The sequence below is a fragment of the Streptomyces coeruleofuscus genome, from assembly GCF_039532725.1.
Lineage (GTDB): Bacteria > Actinomycetota > Actinomycetes > Streptomycetales > Streptomycetaceae > Streptomyces > Streptomyces coeruleofuscus.
The window spans coordinates 1-15612 of the sequence record NZ_BAAASE010000004.1 but is presented as its reverse complement, the minus strand read 5'-3'; the positions used below and the strand labels follow the sequence as shown (position 1 = coordinate 15612).

The 15612-nt window shown below is 71.9% G+C and carries 13 protein-coding genes and 1 pseudogene; 4 read left to right on the top strand and 10 right to left on the bottom strand.

Annotation, left to right across the window (positions count from 1 at the left end):
- Window positions 1-157 precede the first annotated feature (157 nt).
- From ABFX81_RS15385 to ABFX81_RS15340, 10 genes are read right to left on the bottom strand one after another with little or no spacing between them, the layout of a single operon-like run.
- Window positions 158-1681, bottom strand: coding sequence for a proton-conducting transporter transmembrane domain-containing protein (locus tag ABFX81_RS15385; protein WP_086852916.1), 1524 nt, complete (start codon window positions 1679-1681; stop codon window positions 158-160).
- Window positions 1678-3252 carry an NADH-quinone oxidoreductase subunit M gene (locus ABFX81_RS15380; RefSeq protein ID WP_086852914.1) on the bottom strand — a complete coding sequence of 525 codons (1575 nt, stop codon included), beginning with the start codon at window positions 3250-3252 and terminating at the stop codon, window positions 1678-1680. Before ABFX81_RS15380 ends, ABFX81_RS15385 begins: the two co-directional genes overlap by 4 nt.
- A 6-nt stretch (window positions 3253-3258) precedes the next feature.
- Window positions 3259-5253 carry an NADH-quinone oxidoreductase subunit L gene (locus tag ABFX81_RS15375; protein WP_086852911.1) on the bottom strand — a complete coding sequence of 665 codons (1995 nt, stop codon included), beginning with the start codon at window positions 5251-5253 and terminating at the stop codon, window positions 3259-3261.
- Entirely contained in the window at window positions 5250-5648 is a 399-nt protein-coding gene (gene nuoK / locus ABFX81_RS15370; RefSeq protein WP_086852909.1) for an NADH-quinone oxidoreductase subunit NuoK, read from the bottom strand. Before nuoK ends, ABFX81_RS15375 begins: the two co-directional genes overlap by 4 nt.
- Window positions 5648-6337, bottom strand: a complete 690-nt coding sequence (locus tag ABFX81_RS15365) for an NADH-quinone oxidoreductase subunit J family protein (RefSeq protein WP_346138207.1) — start codon at window positions 6335-6337, stop codon at window positions 5648-5650. The genes nuoK and ABFX81_RS15365 overlap by 1 nt, the downstream gene beginning before the upstream one ends.
- Window positions 6334-7014, bottom strand: coding sequence for a 4Fe-4S binding protein (locus ABFX81_RS15360; RefSeq protein ID WP_086852907.1), 681 nt, complete (start codon window positions 7012-7014; stop codon window positions 6334-6336). The genes ABFX81_RS15365 and ABFX81_RS15360 overlap by 4 nt, the downstream gene beginning before the upstream one ends.
- Window positions 7015-7016: 2 nt before the next feature.
- The gene (locus tag ABFX81_RS15355; RefSeq protein WP_086852905.1) at window positions 7017-7985 is read right to left on the bottom strand and encodes an NADH-quinone oxidoreductase subunit H; all 969 of its coding nucleotides are present in this window, start codon (window positions 7983-7985) and stop codon (window positions 7017-7019) included.
- Complete coding sequence (locus ABFX81_RS15350) at window positions 7982-9676, bottom strand: NADH-quinone oxidoreductase subunit C (RefSeq protein ID WP_346138206.1); 1695 nt, start codon at window positions 9674-9676, stop codon at window positions 7982-7984. Before ABFX81_RS15350 ends, ABFX81_RS15355 begins: the two co-directional genes overlap by 4 nt.
- Window positions 9673-10299 carry an NADH-quinone oxidoreductase subunit NuoB gene (locus ABFX81_RS15345; RefSeq protein ID WP_086853593.1) on the bottom strand — a complete coding sequence of 209 codons (627 nt, stop codon included), beginning with the start codon at window positions 10297-10299 and terminating at the stop codon, window positions 9673-9675. The genes ABFX81_RS15350 and ABFX81_RS15345 overlap by 4 nt, the downstream gene beginning before the upstream one ends.
- Entirely contained in the window at window positions 10290-10697 is a 408-nt protein-coding gene (locus ABFX81_RS15340; protein ID WP_010041427.1) for an NADH-quinone oxidoreductase subunit A, read from the bottom strand. Before ABFX81_RS15340 ends, ABFX81_RS15345 begins: the two co-directional genes overlap by 10 nt.
- A 244-nt stretch (window positions 10698-10941) precedes the next feature.
- Between ABFX81_RS15340 and ABFX81_RS15335 the strand changes: the two genes are divergently transcribed.
- The 4 genes and pseudogenes from ABFX81_RS15335 to ABFX81_RS15320 form a co-directional block, all read left to right on the top strand.
- Complete coding sequence (locus ABFX81_RS15335) at window positions 10942-12162, top strand: sensor domain-containing protein (RefSeq protein WP_086853591.1); 1221 nt, start codon at window positions 10942-10944, stop codon at window positions 12160-12162.
- A gap of 542 nt (window positions 12163-12704) precedes the next feature.
- On the top strand, window positions 12705-14066 hold the full coding sequence (locus tag ABFX81_RS15330) for a sensor histidine kinase (protein WP_346138205.1): 1362 nt from the start codon (window positions 12705-12707) through the stop codon (window positions 14064-14066).
- Between the two features lie 439 nt (window positions 14067-14505).
- Entirely contained in the window at window positions 14506-15165 is a 660-nt protein-coding gene (locus ABFX81_RS15325; protein ID WP_280117576.1) for a response regulator transcription factor, read from the top strand.
- Between the two features lie 224 nt (window positions 15166-15389).
- Window positions 15390-15612, top strand: a pseudogene (locus ABFX81_RS15320) (2-oxoacid:acceptor oxidoreductase subunit alpha); the annotation flags it as partial.

The following is a 15612-nucleotide window of genomic DNA, read 5'->3' as shown; positions in this document are numbered from 1 at the left end:
GGACCTTCCCGTACTGGTCAACGCCAGGCGGGAGGCACTAGTTCCCTTGTGCGCGCGGCGGGGGGTGTGGACCGTCCGGGTGAACGGCGCCGGGAAAGCGGCACGCGCGCGTGGAGGGCCGGGTGCCCCACGCGCGCGTGGCGAATGCCCCTGTTGTTCAGAAGAGGGCCGTGTCGGTGAAGCGCAGGACCAACTGAGGTGCTCCGGAAAGGGCGATGCCGAGGACGCCGGTCAGTGCGATCGCGGCGGTGAGCGGGGCGGGGACGCGGTGCTTCTCGGGTTCGCCCTCGGGGGCACGGAAGAGCAGGGCCGTCCACTGGAGGTAGTAGAACAGCGCGATGACGACGTTGACGGCCATGATCACGGCCAGCCAGCCGAGGCCGGCGTCGACGGCCGCCGAGAAGACGGTGACCTTGGCGAAGAGACCGATGATGCCCGGCGGCAGCCCGGCGAGGCAGAGCAGGAAGAACGCCAGCAGCAGCGCGGACAGCGGGCTCGACGCGTACAGGCCGCGGTAGTCGGAGACGCGGTTGAGGGACTTCGTCCGGCCGACGAGGGCGGCCACGGCGAAGGCGCCGAGGTTCACCGCGCCGTACATCAGGGCGTAGGCGACGGTGGAGCCGATCGACTTCTCGGCGTCCCCGGAGTAAGCGGCGGCCGCGATCGGCACCAGGAGGTAGCCCGCCTGGCCGACGGACGACCAGGCGAGCAGGCGTACCGCGCTGTACGCGCGCGTGGCCTGCTGTCGCAAGGCTCCGACGTTGCCCACGGTCATGGTGAGCGCGGCCAGGACGGCCAGGGCCGGGCCCCAGGCGTCGGCGTACGACGGAAGGGCGACGACCGTGACCAGGATCAGCCCGCTGAAACCGACCGCCTTGCCGATGACCGACAGGTAGGCGGCGATCGGCAGGGGCGCCCCCACGTAGGTGTCGGGCACCCAGAAGTGGAAGGGCACGGCGGCCGTCTTGAAGGCGAAGCCGACGAGGGTGAGGACCACGCCGGTCTGGGCGAGCGTGTGGAGCTGCCCGTCGACGTTCTGGATGCGGTCGGCGACCTGGGTGAGGTACAGGGTGCCCGTGGAGGCGTACAGGAAGCTGATGCCCATGAGGCTGACCGCGGTCGCGGTGACCGAGGACAGGAAGAATTTCAGGGCCGCTTCGGAGGACTTCCGGTCGCCGTACCTGAGGCCGACCAGCGCGAAAGCGGGCAGGGAGGCGACCTCGAGGGCGACGATCAGGGTCGCGAGGTCGCGCGAGGCGGGCAGGAGGGCGGCGCCGGCCGCGGAGGACAGCAGGAGGAACCAGTACTCCCCTTCGGGAAGCTCCTTGCGGGCGTCCTTCAGGGCGGTGACCGACAGGAGAGCGGCGAGGAGGGCGCCGCCGAGGACCAGGAACTGGATGACCAGGGTGAAGCGGTCGGCCGTGTAGCTGCACACGGTGGCGTCGCCGGTCAGGCAGAAGGTGCTGCGGTCGCCGTCCAGGAGGGGCAGCAGCATCAGCGTGGCGGCGGCCAGGCCCGCCACGGATGTCCAGCCGAGCAGCGTCTTCCGGTTCTCGGCGACGAACAGGTCGGCGACCAGGACGACGAGGCCGACGACCGCCGCGATGGTGGGCGGTGCGATCGCGAGCCAGTCGACGGACTGGACCAGCGACGCGGCCAGGGGCTGGGCCGGGGAGCTCATCGGGTGCCTCCTGCGAGGAGCTGCTGGACGGCCGGGTCGCTCAGGCCGAGGAGGGCCCTGGGCCACAGGCCCGCGACGACGGTGAGGACGACTAGCGGAGTCCAGGCCGCGAACTCGTAACTGCGGACGTCGGTGAGCTTGGGGGCGTCCTGGGGCAGGGCACCCATGCAGACGCGGCGGACCACGATCAGCAGGTACGCGGCCGTCAGCAGCGTGCCGAACGCACCGATCGCCATGAAGGTGAGGAACGCGGGACGGCTGAGGCCTGCTGCCGGCTGGAACGCGCCGAACAGGGCTAGCATCTCGCCCCAGAATCCGGCCAGGCCCGGCAGGCCGAGCGAGGCGACCGCGGCGAAGGCGAGCAGGCCGCCGAGGCGCGGAGCCTTGCCGTAGAGCGCGGCTCCGGTCTCCTCGGCCAAGGTGTCGAGGTCGGTGGTGCCGGTGCGGTCCTTCAGCGCCCCGACCAGGAAGAAGAGCAGGCCGGTGATGAGGCCGTGGGCGATGTTGGCGAACAGGGCGCCGTTCACGCCGGTCGGGGTCATCGTGGCGATGCCGAGCAGGACGAAGCCCATGTGGCCGACGGACGAGTAGGCGATGAGGCGCTTGAGGTCGCCCTTCGCGCCCTGCTTGGCGAGGGCCAGGCAGGCCAGGGATCCGTAGATGATGCCGACGACGGCGAGTGCTGCGAGGTAGGGCGCGAAAGCGCGGAAGCCGTCCGGGGCGACGGGGAGGATGATCCGGACGAAGCCGTACGTACCCATCTTCAGCAGGACACCGGCCAGCAGGACGGAGCCGACGGTCGGCGCGGCGGTGTGGGCGTCGGGCAGCCAGCTGTGCAACGGCCACATCGGCGTTTTGACCGCGAGGCCGATCCCGATCGCCAGAACGGCGATGACCTGCACGGATGTGGTCAGCGACCGGGCGTTGTCAGTGGCGAGTGCCATCATGTCGAACGTGCCCGCCTTGATCCCGATCAGGAGCAGGCCGAGCAGCATGACCACGGAGCCGAGCAGCGTGTAGAGGATGAACCGCCAGGCGGCCTGGCTCCGGCCCTCGCCGCCCCAGCGGGCGATGAGGAAGTACATCGGGATGAGGACCATCTCGAAGGCGAGGAAGAACAGCAGCAGGTCGAGGACGGCGAAGGTCGCGAGCGTGCCGGCCTCGAGGACGAGCAGCAGCGCGACGAAGGCCTTCGGGCTCGGGCCTTCGGGCATTTTGGAGTACGAGTAGAGCGCGCAGAGGAAGGTCAGCAGCGCGGTCAGGACCAGAAGGGGGAGGGAGATGCCGTCGATGCCGAGGTGGATGCGTACGTCGAGTGCGGGGATCCAGCTGATGTCCGTGCTGGCCTGCATCTTCGACGGCTGGTCGTGGTCGAAGCCGAGCGCGAGGACGATCGCCGCGATGAGGACCGCGCCGGTGACGGTGACACCGTGCCGGAGGACGGCCTGCTCGGGTGACTTCCCCTTCAGCCCGGGCGGGGCCGGCAGGAGAGCCGCGGCGGCGCCCAGGAGCGGGCCGACGACGATGAACGCCAGAAGGAACTGCATCACGGACTCGTTGATATCGATCACGCCTGCTCACGCTCCCGTGGCGACGAGGACGACGGCGACCGCGAGGACGACGGTGCCGGCGAGCAGCGCGCTCACATAGGTCTGGACGTTGCCGGTCTGGGCGCGCCGTACGGCGGCGCCGAGCCAGCGGGGCAGCGCACCCGCTCCGCGTACGTAGGTCTCGACGACCTCCCGGTCGAGGAACCGGACGAGGCTCGCCCCGGCCTGGACCGGCCGGACGAAGAGGGCCCTGTACACGGCGTCCATGTGGAAGCCGGCGGCCGCGTGGCGGTGCAGCGGGCCGAGCAGGAGCCGTCCGGGGTCGGCGGGGTCGGCCGCGTAGGCGATGTCGCCGTAGGCCGGCTTGTGGGTGGCGATCGCCTCCGCCTCGACCTGGGCGGCGTCGCCCTCGGGGTGGGCCGCGACCGCGCCCAGCGGGACGCGTGCGGTGAGCGCGGTGGTGTGCCGCCAGGCGCCGTAGGTGACGATGCCGCCGACCAGGGCCACGCCCGTGCCGAGCACGGAGGTGGTGAGGGTGGGGCTGAGGTCGCGGCCGTCGAACCAGTCGGGCAGCAGGCGGAACGCGAATGCGCCGAGGGCCAGGGACGGGGCGGCGAGTACCCACAGCACGACGGTCATCGTCAGCGGCTGCCTGCCGTGGTCGGGGGCTTCGGTGCCCCGGCCGCGGAAGGCCAGCAGCCACAGGCGCATCGCGTAGGCGGCGGTGAGAACGGCTGTGAGCAGGCCGGCGACGAGGACGATCCAGCCCGCGGCGGCGGGGGCGTGCTCGGTGTGTCCGGTGACGACGTGCTCGGCGACGCCGAGGACGGCCTCCTTGGAGAAGAAGCCGCTGAACGGCGGGATCGCGGCGAGCGCGAGGAGCGCCACGGTCATCGTCCAGTAGGCGTCGGGGACGCGGTCGCGCAGGTTCCGCATGCGGGACATCGCGGCGAGCGAGTTGGTGCCGGCGGCGTGGATGATCACGCCGGCCGCGAGGAACAGCAGCGCCTTGAAGGCGCCGTGGGACAGGAGGTGGAAGACGGCGGCACCGCGGTCGCCTACGGCGAGGGCGCCGGACATGTAGCCGAGCTGACCGATCGTCGAGTAGGCGAGGACGCGCTTGATGTCGTCCTGGGCGAGCGCCGCGAGCGCTGAGCCGGCCATGGTGACGGCGGCCATGACGGCCAGGACGACCATCGCGGCCTGGGAGGCCTCGAAGACCGGGAGGAGACGGGCGATGAAGTAGATGCCGGCGGCGACCATCGTCGCAGCGTGGATCAGCGCGGAGACGGGGGTCGGGCCCGCCATCGCGTCGGGGAGCCAGGTGTGCAGCGGGAACTGCGCGGACTTGCCCGCCACGCCCGCCAGGAGCAGCAGGGCGATCAGCGTCGGGTGGTCGAGCGAGCCGCTCGCGACGGCGCCCAGGACCCGGGTGATGCGGAATGAACCGGCGTCGGTGGCCAGGGCGAACAGGCCGATGAGGAACGGGACGTCGCCGAGCTTGGTGACCAGGAAGGCCTTGAGGGAGGCGGCGCGGGCCTCCGGGGTCTCCCAGTAGTGGCCGACCAGGAAGTAGGAGCAGATGCCCATGACTTCCCAGCCGACCAGCAGCACGATCAGGTCGCCGGAGTAGACGACCAGGAACATCGCGGAGGTGAACAGGGAGACGAGGGCGGCGTACGAGGAGTAGCGCGGGTCGTCGCGCAGGTAGCCCGTCGAGTAGATCTGCACGCAGGAGGCGACCAGGCCGACCAGGACGGCGACGAGGGCGGCGAAGCCGTCGATGTGCAGGGCGAGTTCGATCGGGACGGAGCCGGTGGGGGTGAGTTCCGTGGCCGCGTTGACGGCCGCGTCACCACCCTGACGCACGGCGACCAGCGCGGCGAGCACCAGGGAGGTGAGTGTCGGCAGGACGGCGAGCGGGCGGACGAAGCCGGGTGCCGTGCGGCCCAGGAGCAGGCCGGCGACGGCGCCGAGGAACGGAAGGAGGGGGACGAGGACGGCGAGGGTGGTCGTGGTCACGCGGTGGCCTCAGCCTTCTGGGCCTCGCCGGACTGCTCGGCCGTAAGGGCGTCGTGGTCGGTGCCGTCGGGGTCGTGCCGTTCGGCGGTGTCGCGGAGCCTGTCGATGTCCGCGGTGCCGCGGTTGCGGTGGACGGCGAGGACGATGGCCAGGCCGATGCCGATCTCGGCGGCGGCGATGGCGATGGTGAACAGGGTGAGGGCCTGGCCGGAGTGCAGGGTCTCCTCGGCGGTCTTGCTGAGCCAGACGTCGAAGGCGACGAGGTTGAGGTTGACGGCGTTGAGCATCAGCTCGACCGACATCAGGACCAGGATCGCGTTGCGGCGGGCGAGGACGCCGTACAGGCCCGTGCAGAAGAGGAGGGCGGAGAGGACGGCGGGATAGGCGAGGTGCATCAGCGGGTCCCTTCCTTCTCGCTCCGGTCCTTCTCGCTCCGGTTCTGCTCGCTCCGGTCCTTCTCGCTCGGGTCGGCCGGGGTCTTCGCGGCCGCGGTCGCCGTGGCGGACTTCGCCTTGCGGGACAGGACGATCGCGCCGACCAGGGCGGCGAGGAGGAGGACGGAGAGGGCCTCGAAGGGGAGGACCCAGTTCTGGAAGAGGCTCGCGCCGGTGGCCTCGGTGGAACCGGCGGCGGGGCCGTCCAGGTCGATCCAGGTCGTGCGGAAGGCGTCGACGACGACCCAGATCAGGGCGGCACCGGCGGCGACGGCCACGGTGAGGGCGGCCCAGCGGTTGCCGGAGTCGGCGTCCGGGGAGCGGCCGATGGGGGCCCTGGTGAGCATCAGACCGAACAGGAGGAGGACGACGACGGAACCGACGTAGATGAGGACCTGCACCCAGGCGATGAACTCGGCGGTGAGCAGGAGGTACTCGACGGCCAGGCCGCCGAGGGTGACCACCAGCCACAGGGCGGCGTGCACCAGCTGCCGGGTGGTGACGGTGACGAGCGCGGCGCCGAAGGTGACCAGGCCGACCAGGAGGAAGGCGATCTCGACGCCGGTCGGGGAGAGGAAGCCGTGGGTCTCGGCGGCGGCCCTGGTGGCCGGGCCCGTCGTGAGGAGGCCTGCGGTTGCGGCGAGGGTCATTCCCGGCCCTCCTGCCCCGGTGTCGGCTCATCTGGCTTGGGCTGATCTGGCTTCGGCTGGTCGGTCTGCTGCTTGGAGTCGCCCTGCGGGCGGGTCGGTCGCTCGGCTGCCCGGGCCTGCTCGTCGGCGTGCGGCTCGGTGGCGGGCGGGGCCTGCTGGGCGGCCAGCTTGTCGGCGGTCTTGCGGGCGGTGACGAGCTCCTTCGGCTCCTCCGCGCCGGGGTCGAGGGCCGGCGGGGCCGGGACGGTCCACATCCACTCGCGGAGCTTGTCGCGCTCGTGGGTGAGGTCGCGGATGTCGGTCTCGGCGTACTCGAACTCCGGGGACCAGAACAGGGCGTCGAAAGGACAGACCTCGATGCAGATACCGCAGTACATGCACAGGGAGAAGTCGATGGCGAAGCGGTCGAGGACGTTGCGGCTGCGTTCGCGGCCGCCCGGGGTCGCCGCCGGGACCGTCTCCTTGTGGGAGTCGATGTAGATGCACCAGTCCGGGCACTCGCGGGCGCACAGCATGCAGACCGTGCAGTTCTCCTCGAACAGGCCGATCACGCCACGGGTGCGGGGCGGAAGGTCGGGCTGGGCGTCGGGGTACTGCGCGGTGACGGACTTCTTCGTCATCGTGCGGAGGGTGACGGCCAGGCCCTTGGCCAGGCCGCTGCCGGGGATGGGGGCCATGGTTACTGGATCACCACCTTGACGACGCCGGTGAGGGCGATCTGGGCGAGGGAGAGGGGGACGAGGAGGGTCCAGGCGAGCTTCTGGAGCTGGTCCTCGCGCAGCCGGGGGTAGGTGACGCGCAGCCAGATGACGAGGAAGGCGAGGACGGCGGTCTTCAGCAGGGTCCAGACCCAGCCGAGTCCGTCGGCGCCCCAGGGGCCGTGCCAGCCGCCCAGGAAGAGGACGGTGGTCAGGCCGCACAGGACGACGATTCCGGCGTACTCGGCGAGGAGGAACAGGGCGAAGCGGAGGCCGGTGTACTCGGTGTACGCGCCGAAGATGATCTCCGAGTCGGCGACGGGCATGTCGAAGGGCGGGCGCTGGAGTTCGGCGAGGCCGGCCACGAAGAAGACGATCGCGCCGACGATCTGCCAGGGCAGCCACCACCACTCGAAGGCGTCGAGGATGCCGGGGATCGAGACGGTGCCGGCCGCCATCGCCACCGAGGCGGCGGTCAGGAGCATCGGCAGTTCGTAGGCGAGGAGCTGGGCGGCGGTGCGGAGGCCGCCGAGGAGGGAGAACTTGTTCGCGGACGCCCAGCCGGCCATGAGTGAGCCGAGGACGCCGACGCCCATGACGGCCAGGACGAAGAAGACGCCGGCGTCGATGACCTGGCCGACGGCTCCCTCGCCCGGGCCGATGGGGATGGCGAGCAGGACGAGGAGGTAGGGCAGGAGGGCGACGGCGGGGGCCAGTTGGAAGATGCGGCGGTCCGCGCCCGCGGGGACGACGTCCTCCTTCTGCGCGAACTTGACGCCGTCGGCGATCAGCTGGGCCCAGCCGTGGAAGCCGCCGGCGTACATGGGGCCGAGGCGGCCCTGCATGTGGGCCATCACCTTGTGTTCGGTCTGGCCGATGATCAAGGGGAAGGTGAGGAAGACGACGAACACGATCAGGAGTCGCAGGATGACGTCGAGCACGTCGTTCACCGCGGGCCTCCTGCGGGGTCTTCGGGGTTGTCGGGGGTGTCGGGGTCGTCGATGCGCTGGCGGTTGTTCGCCGGTTTCGGGGGGTCGGGGGTGGCCGAGGGCTCGGGGCCGTCCGCGGGGCCCGGGGTGTCCGAGGGCGTGGGACCGTCCGCGGGGCCGGGGGTGCCCGAGGGCTCGGGGCCGTCAGCCAGGCCCGGGGTGGCCGAGGGCTCGGGGCCGTCAGCCAGGCCCGGGGTGCCCGAGGGCTCGGGGCCGTCCGCCAGGCCCGGGGCGGCCGAGGGCTCGGGGCCGTCAGCCAGGCCCGGGGCGGCCGAGGGCTCGGGAGTCTCCGGAGGCTCGGGGGTTTCCGGACTGCTCGACGTCTGCGAGTTGTCGGGGGACTTGCCCTTGTCCGTCGGCTTCGGGGTGTCCGGTGACTCCGAGGTGCTGTTCGGGGTCTTCGAGTCACCCGGTGGCTCGGGGGTCGGCAACGGTCCGGCCTCGGGCGACGGCTCGGGAGCCGGTTCCTCGAAGGCCGGGCGGGCGTGGTGCCAGGGGGCGTCCGTGCTGCGCGGGGATCGTGAAGCCGTGGGTTCAGGGTCGGTGGGCGTCTGGCTTGCCGAGCCCTCCGCCGCTGTGCCGGTACGGCGCGGTCCGGTCGGCGGCTCGGAGGGCGTGTCGCCCGTCGTGGCCTGACCGGCCGAGCCCTCCGCCGCCGAGCGGGCGCGACGCGGCCCCGCCGAGGCCGGAGCAGCCGACTCCCCCGGCACGGTCTGGCTTGCCGAGCCCTCCGCGGCCGTCCGCGCACGGCGTGGGGCAGTCGGAGACGGCGTGCCCGTGTCGCCGGGAGCGGCCGGGCCGGCGGAGCCCTCTTCCGCCGAGCGGTCGCGGGCCGGGGCAGACGGAGGCGGCGTGCCCGTGTCGCCCGCGGCGGACTGGCTCGCCGAACCCGCCGCCGCTGAGCGGTTGCGGCGCGGGGCCGTCGGGGGCGGAGTACCCGCGTCACCGGCAGGGGACTGGCTGGCCGAGCCCTCCGACGACGAACGGGTCCGCCGTACCGGGCGTTCGGCTGCGGGGCGGGCGGTGCCCCTGGCGGGGCGGTCGCCTGCCGCACGGCCGGCGCCGCGGGCCGGAGCCGGGGGGAGTTGGCCCTTCAGGGGGCCCCACTCGTTCGGGTCGGGGACGCCGGGGGGAAGCATCTGGCGGCGCTTGGGGCCGCCGTGTTCCGACTCGCCGGGTTCCTTCGCGCCGGGCCAGGCCTTGGCGACGCGTGCGGCCAGGACGAAGTCCTTGCGCAGGGGGTGGCCTTCGAAGTTCTCGGGCAGGAGCAGGTGGTCCAGCGCCGGGTGGCCTTCGAAGGCGATGCCGAACATCTCGTGCGTCTCGCGTTCGTGCCAGGCGGCACCCGCGTAGACGTCGACGGCCGAGGGCAGGGCAGGGGCTTCGTGCGGGACCGTCGTCCGCAGGAGGAGCCGCCGGAGCGGGGACAGCGCGGCGACGTGGGCCGTGACGCGGAAGCCCGTGCCCGGTTCGTCGACCGCGCTCAGCCAGTCGAAGTACGTGCAGCCCAGCCGGTCGCGTGCGGCCTCCAGGGCGGAGATCCAGGTCGTCGGCGGTACGTCGACCGTGAGGACCTCGTACGACTCCTCGGCCGTGGCGTCCGCGCCGAAGAGTTCCTCGGCGTCGGCGGGGAGCCAGCCGACCGCGGTCATCGTTCCTCCCCCGGCGTCGAGTCGGAGCCCGGGGCGGGGGCCGGCGGCTGCACCAGACCGCTCTGCAACGCCGCTGCCGAAGGACGGGCGGCGCCGCTGCCGTACCGCTCCCCCAGCGACTCGCGGGCGATCTTCTCCTGGAGCTTGAGGATGCCCTGGAGCAGCGCCTCGGGCCGGGGCGGGCAGCCGGGGACGTAGACGTCGACGGGGATGATCTGGTCGACGCCCTTGGTGACGGAGTACGAATCCCAGTACGGGCCGCCGCAGTTGCTGCACGCGCCGAAGGAGATGACGTACTTGGGTTCCGGCATCTGCTCGTAGAGGCGCTTCACCGCCGGTGCCATCTTGTCCGTGACCGTGCCGGACACCACCATCAGGTCGGCCTGGCGGGGGCCCGGCGCGAACGGGATGACTCCGAGCCGGATGAAGTCGTGGCGGGCCATCGACGCGGCGATGAACTCGATCGCGCAGCAGGCGAGGCCGAAGTTGAAGACCCAGAGCGAGTAGCGGCGGCCCCAGTTGAGGATCACCTTCATCGGCTCGGGCGCGAGTCGCGCCAGGGCGCCGAGCCGCTTCGGCTCCGGAAGCAGCACGGGCTCGGGGCTGGAGGGGGTCACGTCCATGCCAGCACGCCCTTCTTGTATGCGTAGAGCAGGCCCACGGCCAGGAAGCCGAGGAAGATGAACATCTCCACCAGGGTCGTCGCGCCGTAGCCGGGGGCTGCGAACACGGTCGCCCAGGGGAACAGGAAGATCGAGTCGACGGCGAAGATCACGTACAGGAAGGCGTAGACGTAGTAGCGGACCTGGGTGTGGGCCCAGCCCTCGCCGACGGGGTCGACGCCGCACTCGTACGTCAGGAGCTTCTCCGGTGTGGGGACCACGGGCCGCAGCAGTCGGCCCGCCCCGAAGGCGACGGCGACGAACAGCACGCCGACGACGGCGAGCAGCCCGACGACCGAATAGGACTGGAAGTAGTCCGCCGCGACGACGGTCGTGGTGACGACGGTCGGTTCCGGCACGTCCGTCCCTCGCTCCCTGAAAACTCGGACTGGATCCTGCGACGATCGATTCCGCGACTCCGGAGTACGGCCGGGAACCACGGACGCCGCCGTTCGACGATCTGTACGCACGGGAGTCTAGGCCCTGATAAAGGCAGGGTAAGCAGCCCGTCACGCCCTGGCATGCGGGGGTGGGGTTTACCTCAGTCGATCCTGGCGGTCTACCTCATGGCGCGGCTGCCCGCCGCCGGGCACGCTAACGCATATGACCGAACGCATTCCGTCCTCCGGCACGAGCACGGCCACCGCGGCGGCCGGGCAGGACGACCGTCCGCCGCCGCCCCGTCTCGCCTACGACCGGCACACCTGGAAGGAGATCGCGCACCTTCTGGCGAACCTCCCGGTCGCGCTGCTCGGATTCACCTACGTCGTGACGGCGCTGTTCACGAGCTTGGGGCTGACGATCACGGTGATCGGGTTCCCGCTGCTCGCGGCCGCGCTCATGGGCGCGCGGCTGCTGGGGCGGTTGGAGCGGGCGAGGGCCAGGGCGCTGCTGGGGGTGCGGGTGGACGAACCGAGCCGGCTGCCGCTGCGGGGCTCGGGCGGTTTCCTCCCGCAGCTGTGGATGTTGCTGAAGGACCCCGTGGGCTGGCGCACGGTGCTGTACGAGTTCATCCGGCTGCCGTGGGGCGTCCTCACCTTCACCATCACGCTCACCTCGCTGTTCGTGCTGTGGCCCGTGCTGCCGTTCGTCGCGCGGGGCCTGGCCAATGCCGACCGGGCCATGGTGCGCGCGTTGCTGTGCCCCTCCGACGAGCTGGAGCGGCGCATCGCCGAGCTGGAGTCGGACCGGGGGGTCGTCGTCGACACGGCCGCCGCCGACCTGCGGCGCATCGAGCGGGATCTGCACGACGGGGCGCAGGCCCGGCTGGTCAACCTGGCCATGGGGCTGGGCCTGGCGAAGGAGAAGGTGCTGGAGGACCCCGACGCGGCGGCGGCGATGGTCGAGGAGGCGCACGGTGAGGTGAAGCTGGCGCTCCAGGAACTGCGCGACCTGGCCCGCGGCATCCACCCGGCGGTGCTGACCGACCGTGGTCTGGACGCGGCCCTGTCCGCGGTCTCCTCGCGCTGCACGGTCCCGGTCAAGGTGACGGTCGACCTGCCGGCGCGGCCGGCCGCCGCCATCGAGGGCATCGCCTACTTCACCGTCTCGGAGCTGCTCCAGAACGTCAGCAAGCACAGCGCGGCGAGGTCGGCCTCGGTGGATGTGTGGCGGACGAACGACCGGCTGCTCATCCAGGTCTGGGACGACGGCCGCGGGGGCGCGAGTCTCGACGGCGGTACGGGGATGAAGGGCCTGGCCGAACGGCTGGACGCCGTCGACGGGCTGTTCGTCCTGGAGTCGCCCGAAGGCGGCCCGACGACGGTCATGGCCGAACTCCCCTGGCGCGACCGCACGGACGCCTCCGGCGCGGACAGCCGCTAGGTCCGGCCACCGTCCAGGTCCTGTCGCCGCCAGGCGCGGGGCCGGGGGCCGGGGGCCGGAGGCCGGAGGTCGGGGGCCGGGGGCCGGAGACGCGGGCCCGGTGGCCGCACACGCGGGCCGAGGGCGGCAGGCACGGGCCGGGTGACCACGGACGGGGGCGAAGACCGGAGACGCGGGCCCCGTGGCCACACACGCGGGCCGAAGACCGCAGGCACGCACCGAAGCCCGAAGGCACGAGACGGAAGCCGCAGGCACGGGCCGAAGGCCTGGAGACGCGGGCCGAAGGCCGGAGACGCGTGGTCGGTGGCCGCAGACGCGGGACGCAATCCCAACCGCAACCGAACCGCAGCCGCAACCGCAGCCACATCGTCGGTAGCCGCAGCCGCAGCCGCAGCCGCAGCCACATCGTCGGTAGCCGCACGCGCGAGGTAGGGAAAACCCCCCGTCCAAGACGCCGACGGACTCCATGGTCCGCCGACCTGCGGCGGAGCAGGGTGGAGGTACGAGGGAACAGCCGCAGGACGAGGAGAAGGACGGCGCCGATGGCCACGGAGTACGGACAGGGGTACGGGCTCGACGGCAGGCCCGGGTTCCCCGGGAGCACCGAGCGGCGGCACCGGCTGCCCGCCGCGCTGCGGGCGCCGGTCGAGGGCCGCACCTGGCGGGAGCTCGGCTATGTGCTGCTCAGCCTGCCGATCAGCATCCTGCTGTTCACCTACGCGGTCACGATGGTGTCGCTGGGGGCGGGACTGCTCGTGACGTTCCTCGGCATCCCGGTGCTGGCGGCGGCGCTCGCCGGGTGCCGTGCCCTCGGGGCGCTGGAGCGGCTGCGGGCGCGGGCGCTGCTGGGCATGGACGTGGCCGAGCCGGAGCCGCTGCGGGCCAAGAAGCCCGGTGCCATGGCCTGGATGGGGGCCGTCCTCAAGAGCGGCGCTTCCTGGCGGGCCCTGCTGTACGCGGTGCTGCATCTGCCCTGGGCGGTGTTCTCCTTCGTCGTCGCCGTGAACGTCTGGGTGCTGGGCTGGGCGCTGCTGACGTACCCGGTGTGGTTCTGGGTGTTCCCCATGTACGCCGGGCAGGACGGGATGCAGCTGTACGGCGACGAGACGCACCGGGTCTACCTGGACAACCCCTTCGAGATCACGGTGACCGCGCTGGTGGGTCTGCTGTTCACGATCGCCACGCCGTGGATCGTACGGGCGCTGACGATGGTGGACCGGCTGCTGGTGCACGGGCTGCTCGGGCCGTCGCGGCTGGCCTCACGGGTGGTGGAGCTGGAGTCGGACCGGGGCGTCGTGGTCGACACGGCGGCGGCCGATCTGCGGCGCATCGAGCGGGATCTGCACGACGGGGCGCAAGCCCGGCTGGTGGCACTGGCCATGGATCTGGGGCTGGCGAAGGAGAAGCTCCAGGAGGATCCGGAGGAGGCCGTGCGGATGGTGGACGAGGCGCACGGCGAGGTGAAGACGGCGTTGCAGGAGCTGCGGGACCTGGCCCGGGGGATCCACCCGGCGGTGCTGACGGACCGGGGGCTGGACGCGGCGCTGTCGGCGGTGGCGTCGCGGTGCACCGTGCCGGTGCAGGTCGAGGTCGACCTGGCGGAGCGGCCGGCGCCGGCGATCGAGGGGATCGCGTACTTCACGGTGTCGGAGCTGCTCCAGAACGTCAGCAAGCACGCGCGGGCGACCTGGGCCGGCGTGGAGGTGTGGCGGACGGAGAACCGGCTGATGCTCCAGGTCGTGGACAACGGCGTGGGCGGGGCCGACACATCCCAGGGGTCGGGGCTCGCGGGGCTGGCGGAGCGGCTCGACGCGGTGGACGGGATCCTGGTGGTGGACTCGCCGACGGGTGGGCCGACCCGGGTGACGGCGGAGTTGCCGTGGCGGGGCGCGCACGTGAGGTGACCTGGCCTTCGGCTGGGGCGAGGGGGTGGCGGGGACTGAGCCCTGCCACCCCCACGGTTGCGCCCTGCCTGGGTCTCTCTCCCCGGGCTGACGGTTGTGCCCGGCCTGGGTCTCTCTCCCCGGGCTGACGGTTGCGCCCTGCCTGGGTCTCTCCCCCCGGGCTGACGGTTGTTCCCGGCCTGGGTCTCTCCCCCGGACTGACAGTTGTGCCCGGCCTCGGTCCCTCCCCCCCGGACCCGCGGCCTTGATCCTTCCCGCTCCCGCAAGCTCGCCCCACCACCCGAATCGGCCGGTTCGGTCGGACAACAAGCCTGTCCAACCCCCATCCGGCTCCCGATCCTGAAATGCTGGACCCGTCGTACGGGTGGGCGCGGAGCCGTTGTGGGCTGCGGACGGGCGACGTCGGGCTGTGGGGGGCCGAAACATCGTGGAGGACAGGGTGCGGGTGGTCATCGCCGAGGATTCAGTGCTGCTCAGGGAGGGCCTGACCCGGTTGCTGACCGACCGGGGGCACGACGTCGTCGCCGGGGTCGGTGACGGCGAGGCGCTGATCAAGACCATCACGGAGCTGGACGCGCAGGGCGAGCTGCCGGATGTCGTGGTCGCCGATGTCCGGATGCCGCCCACGCACACCGACGAGGGGGTGCGGGCCGCGGTGCAGTTGCGCAAGGCGCACCCGGGGCTCGGTGTGCTGGTGCTCTCGCAGTACGTGGAGGAGCGCTACGCCACGGAGCTGATCGCGGGGTCCAGCCGGGGCGTCGGCTATCTGCTGAAGGACCGCGTGGCCGAGGTGCGTGAGTTCGTGGACGCGGTGGTGCGGGTGGCCGAGGGCGGGACGGCCCTCGACCCGGAGGTCGTCGCGCAGCTGCTGGGCCGCAGCCGTAAGCAGGACGTGCTCGCGAGGCTGACCCCGCGGGAGCGTGAGGTGCTGGGGCTGATGGCCGAGGGGCGGACGAACTCGGCGATCGCCCGGCAGCTCGTGGTCAGCGACGGGGCGGTCGAGAAGCACGTCAGCAACATCTTCCTGAAGCTGGGGCTCTCCCAGAGCGAGGGGGACCACCGCCGGGTGCTGGCCGTGCTGACGTACCTGAATTCCTGACCGGCCGACCAGTCCCCGACCGAACCAAGGGGCGGGCGCGGAGCGTCTTGAAGGGCAGGACAGGAGACCGGAAAACAGGACGAGTCAGGCCGCGCGATCGTCTCAAAGTCGTGTCCAACATGCGAATGACCCGAAGAAGGCGACCCTTGCGGTCGTAGTGTTGATTTTGGGAATGCCTGCGGGAAGGCCTTCCCGGACAGCCGCCTCGAGGGAGGTCCAGTTCAGTGACCAGCCAGGTCAGTAGCCCAGCGGAGCAGGCCGACGAAGCAGTCCTAGGAGAGCAGCGCAAAGCGGCGGGCGCGAAGGACGTTCGTCGCCTCGACCGGGTGATCATCAGGTTCGCGGGGGACTCGGGTGACGGTATGCAGCTCACCGGTGACCGTTTCACCTCGGAGACCGCGTCGTTCGGCAACGACCTGTCGACGCTGCCGAACTTCCCGGCCGAGA